The sequence below is a fragment of the Mycobacterium sp. SVM_VP21 genome, assembly GCA_024758765.1.
GTDB classification, from domain to species: domain Bacteria; phylum Actinomycetota; class Actinomycetes; order Mycobacteriales; family Mycobacteriaceae; genus Mycobacterium; species Mycobacterium heraklionense_C.
Genome location: CP101406.1, coordinates 4,290,987 through 4,304,211, shown reverse-complemented (window position 1 = coordinate 4,304,211; position 13,225 = coordinate 4,290,987). Strand labels below are relative to the sequence as shown.

The following is a 13,225-nucleotide window of genomic DNA, read 5'->3' as shown; positions in this document are numbered from 1 at the left end:
CTCTGACGGGTCACCAGGGCAGCTTAACGGCGGTCGCAGCCTGCCGAAATCAGGTCGAGAAATTACTTGAGCAGTCGCGACATCCGTCGGTCGGCCAACACCTTGCCGCCGGTCTGGCAGGTAGGGCAGTACTGAAATGACTTATCGGCGAAAGATATTTCCCGAACCGTGTCGGCGCACACCGGGCACGGCAGCCCGGTTCGGGCGTGAACTCGCAGACCGGAGCGCTTCTCCCCCTTCAAGGTGGCGGCCTGTTGGCCGACCGAGCGGGTGACGGCATCGGTCAGCACGGCGTGCATGGCCTCGTGCAGTGCGGTCAGCTGTTCTGTCGACAGTTTGCCGGCGGTGGCGAACGGCGACAGTCGGGCGGTGTGCAGGATCTCGTCGCTGTAGGCGTTGCCGATCCCGGCAATCACCTTCTGATCGGTCAGGACGTTTTTGATGCGACCGGTATTGCCGGCCAGCAGTCCGGCCAGCTCATCGGCGTTGATCGCCAGCGCATCCGGCCCCAGTGTGGCGATGCCCGGCACCTTCGCCGGATCGTCGACCAACCAGACCGCCAGCCGTTTCTGGGTGCCGGCTTCGGTCAGGTCGAAGCCGGGGGCCTGCCCCGGGACACCCAGGTGCACCCGCAGCGCGATCGGTCCCTTACCCGGTCGCAACGGCGCAGCCGCCAGCTGATCCGACCAGCGCAGCCAACCCGCCCTGGACAGGTGCGCGATCAAGAACAGCTCACCGGCCTGCAACCCCAGATACTTGCCCCAGCGGTGCGCGCCGGTCACCTGCTGACCGTGCAACGCCGTCGGCGGCGGGTCGAACGTCTTGAGCACCGACAGCGCCGCCACGTCGATCCGGCCGATGGTGCAACCAGTGGCGTGCCGACGCAGATGATCGGCGAGTGCTTCGACCTCGGGCAGCTCCGGCATGCCCTCAAGCTTGCCCGGTTACCCGGTGATGCGTCGGGCGTCGCGCAGCACCAGCGAGAGGACCCAGCTCACCAGCGACAGCACGATCGCGGCCCAGATGGCATCCCACCAGAAGTCGGCGATATACAGCCCCCAGTGCTTGGCGGTCTTGTCGGTGATCCACGCGGTGATCCAGAGCATCAGCGCGTTGACCACGATGTGGAACAGCCCCAGGGTGACGATGTACAGCGGTATCGACAGCAGTTGCACCACCGGTTTGATGAAGGCGTTCACCAACCCGAAGATCAGGGCGATGACGAAGATGATGCCGACCCGTTGCAATGTGGTGTCACCGCCGACAATCTCCACCCCCGGCACAATCTGGGTGACCACCCATAGTGCGAGTCCGGTCAGTGCGGCACGAATCAGAAATGAGGCCATGGCCAGGAATCTACCCCGGCGCACCGCTGCCCTGTTGGAAGTTTGGCCCATCACATTCTGCATTGGTGTCCCGAATTTTCCATGCGGAAATCAGCCGCGGGAAAGCGATATGACTGGGCGATACGGAGAACACCCGGTCGTTTGCCGGAATGGCGGTCTTAGCGGAAGGTTGGGAACGCAGCCGATTGAGCTGGCCCTCGGTGGCTTCCGGTGTTGTGCGCGTGCGGATAGCCCGCAAAATCAGTTCCCGCGTTTGCACTGGTAGCTGCCGAGCAGTTCCGTATTCAGGCGCCGGTGCTGCTGACAATCGATGCCGCGCAATGTTCGGAATGCTGACTACGTTCCGGCTCGGGGAATCGGAGTCGTTTGATATGCAGTCGCGTCTGCAATTCCGTGGGCCCGCGAATCGCATACGAGTGCGTATCCGGCCACTGCTGCCGCGCGGGCTGCAAGCACTCCCGGCGTCAGGCCTAGTTCCCGATAGCACCGATACGCGCACTCACCCCGGATGTGATCCGATCGATGTGCCAGCCGGCTTGCCGGCACGCCGTCACCACGGCATCGGCGGAATCCGCCGCAACCACCCCGAACAGGGTCTCGTCGCTCGGCGAGGTCAGTGCGACCAGCAATGTGGCACGAACGGCCGCAGCCGCGCGTGAGAGCCGATCGATGGCGGCATCGGCCGCCGCCTCAACGAGATCGGGTTGGTACCACTCGACCAGGAAGCACTGACGCCCAGAGTCACCGTCGCCCATCTGACCGACGCTAACGAAGGAGAGCCCGTAGGTAACCAGGGTTTTCCCTGGAGATTTACTCCGGATTGAGCGCGGCGTACAGCCCAGCACGCGAACGGATCCCCAACTTGCGGTACACGTTGCTTAAAGTCATCTCCACCGTCTTGGCGGCGATGAACAACTCCGCAGCGATCTGCTTATTGGTCAACCCCGCCGCAGCCAGATCGGCAACGCGCCGCTCCGCGGCGGTCAACCCGGCCCCCGAAGCGGGGGCGGTCATCCGCTCCAGCTCAACGCGAGCCCGTCGCACCCACAACGGCGAACCCAACCGCTCAAAGGTCTCCAACGCCGCCGACAGATTCTCCGCAGCGAGCTGCTTGCGACGCCGCCTCCGCTGCACCTGCCCCAACAACAACTGAGTACGCGCCAACTCAAACGGCATCGGCAGCCGCTCATGGTGCGTCAACGCGTCGCCGGCGGCCTGCTCGGCGGCCTCCAATTCACCGCGGGCGGCCAGCAGGTGAGCCCGCCCCCGGGCGCCGACGGCCAACATCCACGGCCGGTCGTGGCGAACGCCATTACGTTCCAGGGCGGCGATCAGCGGTTCGGCCTCATCGAGGCGCCCCAACGCGGTCAGCGCCTCGATCGCATCGGGAAGATAGCCCCCGATCGTGATCTCGGTGTCATGGTCCGGGTCGAACGCGGCCAACAGCGGCTCCAACACCGTGGCCGCTGCTGCGAAATCACCCAATGACACCTCAAGAAATCCCAGGGTCGCCGTCGCCGAAGCCGCGTTCATCACATCTCCGACGGCACGGGCCATATCGATCGCCGAATTCGCGGCCGAGCGAGCGTCGTTGACGCATCCGGTATGGGCGGCTACCGCGGCCTGACGGGCCCACGCGAACACCAGCACCATCTTGGCGCCCATCTGCTCGGCACGCCGCACGGTCTCATCGGCGATAGCCCTCGCTTCGGTGTAACGCCCCAACCACAGCTCATTCATGGTGGCGTGATCGGCGACCCAGAGGATGTCGATCTCGGTCCCGGTCGCGAGAACCAGCTGCTGGACGGCACCGATCTGCTTCTGCGCCTGGTCCAGGTCCCCCGTCCAGGAGCGGATCACCGGTGCGGCGGCGCTGGCGTGGTAGCCCACTGCCGCGCCGCTGGACGGATCTTCCAGATCCCGCGCCAGCTCCAGGGCTACCTCGTCCACTCCGAGGCCGTACATGAAGCGGACAATCGCCTGCGTCGTCAACGCCTCGCTGTGCAGGGCGGGAATGCCAAGCTGCTTGGCTTGGGCCACGGTAATGCGGGCCAGGTCAACGGATTCCTTCAGATTTCGTGTCAACGCAACGATCGGCACCAGGAGCAACCTGGCGCGAAGCTGCAGCACCGGGATATCGGCGGCTTGGTCGACGGCCTGGGTCAGCAAATCCGCTGCGGTCGACAAACTCTTGTCGTAGCCGGTGACGGCGGCCAGGGCGATCAACGCCATGCAGCGCAACCCGCTCGGCTCCGGCAAAGCATCCAACGTCGATTGCAGGTGGGCGCGTGCCGGTGCGACCGCACCGGAACGGAAGTGCTGTTCGGCGACCCGCATCCGCCGAAGGGGAGTGTCGTCGCCGAGTTTGATGGCCAGCTCCAACAATTCGGCAGCCGCCGCCGGCGCGCCGCGCGCCACGGTGGCCTCGATCCCGGCATCAAGGGCTGCCAGGGTGTCCGGATCACCGGTGGTCGCCGCCAACGCCAGATGCCGGGCGGTCAGCTCGGGTTCCTCAACGATGCCGGCCAGCCGCCGATGTATCGCCCGGCGCGGCGCCGGGCCGGCCGAACTGTAGACACCGGAGGCGAACAACGGATGGCGGAACCGGACGCGGTCACCGTCGATCTCAGCCACCCCGCCGGCCTGCCCGGACTCGACCACCTCCACGACTCGCGCGGGCGTGACGCCGGCGGCAAGACCGACCCGCTGCACGGTCGGCGACGCGGCACACGCGGCAGCCAGCAGCACCGCACCGACCTCCTCGTCGAAGTCACCGATGTGATCGTGCACCAGCGCGGTAAGCGTGTCGGGCAGACCACCTGCCGCCCGGGCCGGATCCTCGGCAATGAACCGCGCCAGCTCGAGTGCGAAAAACGGGTTGCCACCAGATACTTCGTAGATCCGAGTGATCACCGGGCGCGGCAAGGTGCGACCCAGGCACGCCGGGACCAGGGCATGTATCCCACCCAGGCTCAACGGAGATATTCGCAGCCGCGCCAACGAGTCGGGGCGTGCCGGGCTCAGCCACATCGTGTCGACGACATCGGCGGCACCGGTCCGAACGGCGACAATCAGCCCGGTGCAGCCGGCGAGCCGTCGTGCCACGAACCCGATCACCGAGCGACTGGAAGCGTCCAACCACTGGATGTCGTCGATGCAGAGCAAGATCGGCGTGTCCGAACTCAAGCTCCGGATCACGGCCAGGAACGCCGCGGCCACCATCCGCTCGTTGCCGGCGGGCCCGTCGCTGCCACCAAGCAGAACGTGCTCAAGCGCGCCGCGCTGCGCCTCAGGCAGTTCCGCCAACACCGGGCCGTCGACGAAGGCCAACAGATCAGCCACCGCGGCGTAGGCATAGCTGACCTCGGCCGGCGCCCCCGAAGCGGAGAGCACCCGGAACCCGCGTGCCGATGCGGCCTGGGTGGCGTCCGACAATATGGTCGACTTACCGATACCCGCTTCACCCTCGACCACCAGGATGGCGGGTTCGCTCAACGCACGCGCCAGGAAGTCACGCACCGCCGCCGATTCCGCGCTGCGAGCAACCAAACCTGAAGCCACGATCAGTAGTTTGCCAGGTTTAGACTAGGCCGCTCACGAAAAATTGTAAGTTTTTAGGTTCAGCCGTGGTTGTCGCCCGGGTTGAGTGCCGCGAACAGGCCGCTCCGGGACCGGATGCCGAGTTTGCGGTACACGCTGGACAGCGTCATCTCCACGGTCTTGGCGGCGATGAACAACTCCGCGGCGATCTGCTTGTTGGACAGTCCCGCGGCGGCCAACTCGGCGACACGACGCTCGGCGGTCGTCAGGCCACCACCCGGCGACGAGGCGCTCAGCCGCCCCAACTCCGCCCGGGCGCGCTGCGCCCACAACGGCGCCCCGAGCCGCTCGAAGGTCTCCAACGCCGCGCGCAGCGACGCCTCCGAGGCCTGCCGGCGCCGACGCCGACGCTGCACTTGCCCCATGAACAACCGGGTGCGTGCGGTCTCGAACGGCATCGGCAACCGCTCGTGGTGTCGCAGAGCCTCTTCTGCGGCCTGCTCGGCCGCGTCGAGCTCGCCACGCGCGGCCAACAACTGACTACGGCCGCGGGCGCCCACCGCCAGCATCCACGCCCGATCAAGCCGGGCGCCATTACGCTCCAGCGCCGCGACCAGCGGCTCGGCCTCATCGAGGCGCCCCAACGCGGTCAGCGCGTCCACGGCGTCAGGCAGGTGGGAGCCGACGACGATCTCGGTGCCGTGCTCGGGATCGAACGAGGCCAGCAGCGGCTCGAGCAGTTTGATCGCGGCAGCATGATCGCCGAGCGACACCTCGAGAAACGCACACGTCGTCGTCGCCGACGACGTGTGCATCGCGTCGCCGATGACGCGGGCCGCGTCGATGGCCGCGCGCGCAGTCGAGCGGGCGTCATCCACACGCCCGGCGTAGGCGGCCACCGATGCCTGACGTGCCCACGCGCAGACCAGGACCATCTTGGTACCCATGAGCTCGGCGCGCTGCACGGCCTCGTCGGCAATGGCTCCCGCCTCGGCATAGTGACCCAGCCAGAGTTCGACCATCGCGGCGTAGTCGTCCATCCAGAGGATGTCGGTCTCGGTCCCGCCTTCGACCAGCCGCTGCCGCAGAGCGCGAATATGACCGGGAGCGTCGTCGAGTTCCCCTGCCCAGGAACGAATTACCGGCGCGACGACGCCGGCACGGTATGTCGCTGCCGGACCCCCGGCCGGATCCTCGGAATCCACCGCCAGCCGCAGGGCGTCCGGATCCAGTCCCAGCCCGCTCCAAAAGCGCACCACGGCCTGAATCGTCAATGCCTGGCTGCGCAATCCGGCGACGCCGATCTGATCAGCTTGCGCCACAGCCATATCCGCGAGGTCGACGGACTCCTGCGCGTTGCCGATCACCCTCGCCACCGGCACCATCAGCAGTCGAGCCTGAAGCTGCAGCAGGGGGTTGTCGGCGGCCTGGTCGATAGCCTGAGTCAACAGATCCGCGGCCACCACCAAGCTGCCTTCGTAACCGGTGACGGCGGCCAGCGCAATCAACGCCGTACAGCGCAACTCGCTCGACGACGACGCCCCGTCCAAGATCGACTGCAGGTGAGTACGCGCCGACGCGAAGGCTCCGGAACGGAAATGCTCTTCAGCGGCCCGCATTCGCCGTGCCGGCGTGTCGTCGCCGAGTTTGATGGCCAATTCGATCAGTTCGGCAGCAACCGCTGGGGCACCGCGTGTCCGGGTGAACTCGACGGCCACGTCGAGCGCCTCCACGGCTTCCGGATCGTTGGTGGTCGCCGCCAACGCCATGTGCCGCGCCTTGAGCTCGGGCTCGTGGACGAATTGGCTGTACCGGCGATGCATGGCCCGGCGCGCCGCCGCCCCCGCCGCACTACAGACACCGGTGGCGAACAGTGGATGGTGAAATCGGATCCAGCCGCCGTCGATCTGGACCACCCCTCGTGCCTGAGTGGATTCGATCAGTTCAACGACCCGGTCGGGGCTGAGGTCGGTGGCGAGGCCCACTCGCTGCACGGTTGGCAGCGCAGCGCAGGCGGCGGCCAACAGCACCGCGGCGACGTCCTCGTCGGGCTGCCCGATGTGGTCGCGCACCAACGTCGCCAGACTGTCGGGCAGTCGTAGGTCGGACTGGTCCGGAGAATCTGCGATGAACCGCGCCAGTTCGAGGGCGAAAAATGGGTTCCCGCCGGATGTTTCGTGAATCCGCGTAATAGCCGGGCGCGGCAAGGTGTGCCCCAACCGCGCTGACACCAAAGTGTGCACACCGCCCAGACTCAGCGGAGGTATCGGCAGGCGTGCCACCGTGTCGGGGCGGGTAGCACTCAGCCAGCTCATGTCGACGGAGTCCGCCGAGCCGGTCCGTACCGCGAGCAGCAACCCGGTCCGGCCGGTCAGCCGCCGTGCCGCGAACCCGATCACCGCCCGACTGGAAGCGTCCAACCACTGGGCGTCGTCGATGCAGAGCAGCACTGGCGTATCCGAACTCACCCTGCGGATCACCGCCAGAAACGCGGTCGCCACCATCCGCTCGTTGCCGGCCGGCCCGTCACCCCCACCGAGCAACACCTGCTCGAGTGCCGCGCGTTGGATTTCGGGCAGGTCCCCCGGTACGACGACAGGCGCCAGCAGATCGGCCACCGCGGCGTAGGCGCAGCTGACCTCGGCCGGTGCACCCGAAGCGGAGAGCACCACGCAACCACGCTCGGCTGCGGTCTCCGCTGTCTCCCGCAGCAGGGTGGACTTTCCGATACCGGCTTCACCTTCGAGAATCAGGACCCCGGGCGCGGACAGCGCGCGATCAAGAAAGGCGGTCAGAACTGCTGTCTCCGCCTTTCGGTCCGCCCCCACAGAACGCATGCCGACAATCTTGGCAGGAACGGCCGCAACCCGCGCCAGGCGACGGTGACGGGAGTCAGACAGGTACCGCAAGTATCCGGTACCGTGGGTATTGACATGACCTGTCACGGCCCCTAATTTCTTGTCAGAACCGAAGCGAGAGGGGACTCCTGCGATGACCACTGCGGTGCGGCCGAGCGAACCGACCCGGGAGGAATTTGCCGAGCGCCTGCTGAAAGGCTCGGTGAAAAAGTCCTACGCGCCGGTCGTCGACATCGACTGGAACGCCCCGCTGGAGGAGGACAAGTTCTTCCTACCGCCACGGATGTGCACCCTCTACGGCACCGGTCTGTGGGAGTCCATGACCCGCGAACAGCAGATCGAGATGTCACGCCAGGAGCTGGTCAATGTCCTGTCGGCCGGTATCTGGTTCGAGAACATCCTCAACCAGGCACTGCTGCGCGACATGATGCACAAGAACCCCACCGCGCGCACCACCCACTACTCGCTGACCGAACTGGGCGACGAGACCCGCCACATGCTGATGTTCGGCAAGACCATCGACCGGATCGGCGGCGTGCCGGTACGCCCGCGGCTGCATCAGCGCATCGTCATCAACGCGCTTCCGTTTCTGTTCCGCGGCAGCATCTTGTGGGGAGCGGCACTGGTCGGCGAGGAGATCTTCGACTCGCTGCAGCGCCAGATCCTCGACGACCCGGACCTGCAGCCGATCGTGCGGCGGGTGATGCGCATTCATGTCACCGAGGAAGCCCGCCACATTCAGTACGCCCGTGACGGGCTGCGGCGGAGCGTCCCGGCGATGCCCCGCTATCGCCGGATGCTGCTGGCCAACCTGCAGGGCGTCGGTGGACCGTTCTACCGCCACCTGTTCACCCTGCCGGTCGTCTACAACCGAGTCGGGCTGGACGGTCGCGAAGCTCGCCGGGTGGCGCGGGCCAACCCGCACTTCCACGCGGCGTCCCGCTCGTCGTTCGCGCCGCTGGCCGCGTTCTTCGCCGAAGTCGGACTGATGGGCGGGCTGGCCCGGCGGATGTGGCGGCGGGCCGGATTCCTGTGAGCCGCAACGGCGTCCTCGATGTGGTGGTGCTGGGCAACCCGGCGCCCCTGCGCGGATTGATCGATGGCGTCCGCGCCGTCGACGCGACGAACGTGACCACCCGATTCGACAGCGGCACCGACACCTGGACGGTGACCACTACCGACGGCGAAGAACTGACCGCCCGCACGCTGATCGGCACCGCCGCCTCAACCGACGACGCGGTCGCCAGACATGGAGTCCCCAACCGATTCCACATCCCCGGTCCGCACACCCATCGGCAGGCCCGGTACGTGGCCCGGCTCATCGATGCCCTACGGCGTAGCGGGGCCAGTCGCATCGAGTCTCGCTCGCCTCGGCTGCGGGTGCACCCGCTGCTGCCGACCCGGGGGATCTCCCGGTTCTATCTCACTGGCTCGGTGGGCGTCGACGACGAAACCTATGACGGGCCGGCGGTTCTCACCCACAACGGCGAGGACTACCCCACACGCGTCCGGCTGACCGGCCACTTTGATCCAATCGATGGCCAATACCATTGGCAGGGAATGTTTTTCAACGAATTGCCGGGCGCGAGTGTCACCGGCTCGAAGGTCAGCATCCGGATTGGCGAGCACACCGCCGAAGGGCGCGTCGCGGAGCGGACGCCGTGGGGCACGCTGACCGTGATCGGCGCTGCCGGATATCCGCCGTTTCCCCTGGAGGATGTCGAGATCGCGATGCCGCCGCGTATGTGAACGCACTCCCCCACTCGGGTCGGGCCGGGCCAATCTGCTATGCAGAGAACAGCGCCCCATCACCCAAAGACCGAGGAGACGACGTGCGGTTCACCTACGCCGAAGCGATGACCGACCCGAGCTACTACGTTCCGCTCGCCAAAGCCGCCGAGGCCGCCGGGTACCACAGCATGACGATCCCCGACAGCGTCGCCTACCCGTTCGAATCGGACTCGAAATACCCCTACACCCCCGACGGCAATCGGGAATTCCTCGACGGCAAGGCCTTCATCGAGACCTTCGTCTTGATCGCAGCATTGGGCGCGGTCACCAGCACGCTGCGGTTCACCCCGTTCGTGGTCAAGCTGCCGATCCGCCCGCCGGCCTTGGTCGCCAAGCAGGCCGGCTCGCTGGCCGCGATGATCAACAACCGGCTGGCACTGGGCGTGGGCACCAGTCCCTGGCCGGAGGACTACGAACTGATGGGGGTGCCGTTCGCCCGGCGCGGCAAGCGGATGGATGAGTGCATCGAGATCATCCAGGGCCTCACCACCGGTGACTACTTCGAGTTCCACGGCGAGTTCTACGACATCCCGAAAACCAAGATGTGCCCGGCCCCGACCCAGCCGATCCCGATCCTGATCGGTGGCCACGCCGACGCCGCGCTCCGCCGCGCGGCACGCCATGACGGCTGGATGCACGGCGGCGGCGACCCGGCCGAGCTCGACGGACTCATCACCCGCCTCAAGCAGCTCCGCGAAGAAGAGGGCCGCACCGACGACCCGTTCGAGATCCATGTGATCTCGGTCGACGGCTTCACCCTGGACGGCATCAAGCGCCTGGAAGACAAGGGCGTTACCGACGTCATCGTCGGCTTCCGGGTGCCCTACATCGTCGGGCCCGACACCGAGCCGCTGGACACCAAGATCCGCAACCTGGAGCGGTTCGCCGAGCACGTCATCGCCAAGGCGGGGTGACGCCCGTCACGTCGTCGTCCACACGTGTGCACCCTCACCGTTTTGTTCGGGTGAATCGGGATAGTTTTCGTCGCCGCCGGCGTTGACCGATACGTGCACTGACCGCCCACCTACAGCGGTCGGGTACTGCAGTTCTCGTTGCGTGACCTGCAGGGGGTATTCACACATGAAGACACAAAAGTATCTACCGGTTGAGCCACAAGTCGGCCACGGCGACCACCAGCAGGTTATCCGCCTGCTTCGCGCCGCAGCAGCTGAGGCCGGGCAGAGCGAAGCTCGTCGCGAGTGGATCCGCGCCGCGACGCAGTGCTGATCGGGCTTTCGAAATAGTTGTCGTCGCGAACTATCGCGCGATTTGACCCGTCACGGCGTTGCAGCGCGTCCACCAGCTATAACCGCTCGTCCAGCAGCGGTACGGACGCGTCGGCCGGGCTCCGAATCGCACTCCATTTCCGTCACACCCTTGCGCGTTGTTAAGTAACCCATTTACCTTCTCAGACAGACCTCAGAAAGAGGCGCATCAGGGAGGGTTTGTCGAGATGTCTCGTCACCGCAGCAAGGTTGTGGGCAGCAAGGTTGTCGGAATTGCCGCGTTCTTGGCTGTGACCTCTGCGGGCACGCCGCTGACCCCGGCGGCGCACGCCGACCTCGACGACATGATGGACGTGTTGTTCACACCGTTCGTGACCACCCAAGGCACCCTGGACGGTGACGCCCTGTTCGACGCGACCGCGTGGGACACCTTCTTGTCCGCCGGCCACTGGGACGCCGCCTTTGCCGCACTGGCCGAGCCCAGCCCCGCGCTGGCCTTCGACTTCTACACCGGCCTGCACGACCTCGCCGAGAAATGGATCGACAGCGACCTGGGCATCCAGGTCAACGGCGCCATCAACCACTTGTTCGGCTCCACGGTCATCGGCGACGGCGCCAACGGCACCGAAGACCACCCCGACGGCGAAAACGGCGGCTGGCTCTTCGGCGACGGCGGCGCCGGCTGGAACAGCACCACCGACGGCGTCGCCGGCGGCCACGGCGGCTCGGCGGTTGGGCTCTTCGGCAACGGCGGCGCCGGTGGCGACGGCGGGGCTGGTGCCGTCGGCGGCGACGGCGGAGCCGCCGCCTGGTTGCTGGGCAACGGCGGCCACGGCGGCGACGCTGGCGACGGCGCCACCGCCAGCGGACTGCCCGCCCTCGGCGGTGTCGGCGGGGTAGCCGGCCTGTGGGCCGGAACCCACGGCGCGGCCGGGCACTACGGCACCCTGCCCGGCGGCATCACCGGAACCGTCACCGCACCGGTCGAGGTCTCCAACGGCTGGCTCACCAACAGCGACGGACAAGTCGTCATGTGGCACGGACTCAACCAGGTCTACAAGATCGCACCTTACGAGCCGTCCGCCGGCGGGTTCAGCGACGACGACGCCGCATTCCTGGCCGCCAACGGCTTCAACGCGGTCCGCCTCGGGGTCATCTGGGCCGGCGTCGAACCCCAGCCCGGCGTCATCGACTACAACTACCTGGCCTCCATCCAACAGACGGTGCAGATCCTGGCCAACCACAACATCGTCGCCATCCTCGACATGCACCAAGACCTCTACAGCGGCAGTCTGGGCGGCGACGGTGCGCCAGACTGGGCTGTCTTCACCGGCGGGCTACCCAACGTGGACGCGGGCTTCCCGGGCAGCTACTTCGTCAGCCCGGCGCAGAACCACGCCTGGGATGCGTTCTGGGCCAACACTAAGGCATCCGATGAGATCGGCCTGCAGAACCACTACGCGCAGACGTGGCAGGCCGTCGCCAACTACTTCAAGGGTGACGCGAACGTGGCCGGCTACGAGATCATCAACGAGCCGTGGGCCGGCTCGCACTGGTTGGGCAGCCTGTTGGGCAACCCCTACTTCGACTCCCAGCAGCTGACCCCGTTCTACAACCAGATCGACGCCGCCATTCGCTCCGTCGACCCGAACAAGACCGTGTTCTTCGGGCCGACCACCCTCGACGCCAGCCTGCCGGTGCCGAACCACCTGGGCACGGTCGACGATCCCAACACCGCCTTCTCGTTCCACCACTACTGCATGGTGAATGCGCTGTTCTCGACCCTGAGCTTCGGTTGCGACTGGAATGCCGACGTCGTCCTCGGCTACGCGATGGACTACGCACACGAGCACAACATCCCGGCGCTGCTCAGCGAGTTCGGCGCCACCAACAACATCCCGACCATCACCGCCGGCATGAACTCCGCCAACCAGCATCTGATCGGTTGGACCGAATGGGCCTACACCGGCAACGACATCACCAGTACCTCACCGAACGATCAGGCACTGGTCTACGACCTGACCAAGCCGCCGGTCGGAGACAACGTCAACTGGGACAAACTTGACGCCCTGTCCCAGCCCTACCCGCAGGCGATCTCGGGCACCCCGACATCGTGGTCGTTCTCGGGCGGAGTCTTCTCCTTCAGCTACTCCACCGACCAGGCCGACGGCAACGGGACCTTCGCAGCCGGATCGCAGACCACCATCTCCGTTCCGACCAGCCAATACCCCGACGGCTACACGGTCAACGTGACCGGCGGACACGTCACCTCCGGACCCAACGCGCCGGTGCTGACCATCGCGTCCGACTCCGGCGCCTCAACCATCAAGGTGACCGTGACGGCGGCCTAGGCGGCGTAATAACGGATCACTTCGGACTGGGCCACCGAACGACGCCCGCACCTCCCCTGCCGCACCCTTGCGCAGGCTAAGTAACTCGTTTACCTTCTCAGGCATAGTTAAGA

General features: G+C 66.5%; 9 protein-coding genes and 1 pseudogene. 4 read left to right on the top strand and 6 right to left on the bottom strand.

All coding sequences use genetic code 11. The annotated features are described in order from the left end of the window. Positions 1-62: 62 nt before the first annotated feature. From NM962_20195 to NM962_20170, 6 genes and pseudogenes are all read right to left on the bottom strand, one after another. Positions 63-530, bottom strand: coding sequence for a hypothetical protein (locus NM962_20195; protein UVO14850.1), 468 nt, complete (start codon positions 528-530; stop codon positions 63-65). A 207-nt stretch (positions 531-737) separates the two neighbouring features. Beyond that, positions 738-926: pseudogene (locus NM962_20190) on the bottom strand (Fpg/Nei family DNA glycosylase). An 18-nt stretch (positions 927-944) separates the two neighbouring features. Continuing rightward, complete coding sequence (locus NM962_20185; protein ID UVO12184.1) at positions 945-1,346, bottom strand: phage holin family protein; 402 nt, start codon at positions 1,344-1,346, stop codon at positions 945-947. A 470-nt stretch (positions 1,347-1,816) separates the two neighbouring features. Continuing rightward, positions 1,817-2,101 (bottom strand): hypothetical protein, encoded by a 285-nt coding sequence (locus NM962_20180; protein UVO12183.1) that lies wholly within the window; start codon positions 2,099-2,101, stop codon positions 1,817-1,819. Between the two features lie 55 nt (positions 2,102-2,156). Then, entirely contained in the window at positions 2,157-4,907 is a 2,751-nt protein-coding gene (locus NM962_20175; GenBank protein ID UVO12182.1) for an AAA family ATPase, read from the bottom strand. A gap of 59 nt (positions 4,908-4,966) precedes the next feature. Beyond that, a complete protein-coding gene (locus NM962_20170; protein UVO12181.1) occupies positions 4,967-7,723 on the bottom strand; it encodes an AAA family ATPase in 2,757 nt (918 codons plus the stop codon). A 154-nt stretch (positions 7,724-7,877) separates the two neighbouring features. Here NM962_20170 and NM962_20165 point away from each other — a divergent pair, with 154 nt between their 5' ends. The 4 genes from NM962_20165 to NM962_20150 all read left to right on the top strand — a co-directional run bounded on the left by NM962_20165 (position 7,878) and on the right by NM962_20150 (position 13,112). Further along, complete coding sequence (locus NM962_20165) at positions 7,878-8,780, top strand: diiron oxygenase (GenBank protein ID UVO12180.1); 903 nt, start codon at positions 7,878-7,880, stop codon at positions 8,778-8,780. Next, entirely contained in the window at positions 8,777-9,493 is a 717-nt protein-coding gene (locus NM962_20160) for a DUF4873 domain-containing protein (protein ID UVO12179.1), read from the top strand. Before NM962_20165 ends, NM962_20160 begins: the two co-directional genes overlap by 4 nt. An 83-nt stretch (positions 9,494-9,576) precedes the next feature. Next, positions 9,577-10,449, top strand: a complete 873-nt coding sequence (locus tag NM962_20155) for a TIGR03619 family F420-dependent LLM class oxidoreductase (protein ID UVO12178.1) — start codon at positions 9,577-9,579, stop codon at positions 10,447-10,449. Between the two features lie 539 nt (positions 10,450-10,988). Next, complete coding sequence (locus NM962_20150) at positions 10,989-13,112, top strand: cellulase family glycosylhydrolase (GenBank protein UVO12177.1); 2,124 nt, start codon at positions 10,989-10,991, stop codon at positions 13,110-13,112. Positions 13,113-13,225: the final 113 nt, after the last annotated feature.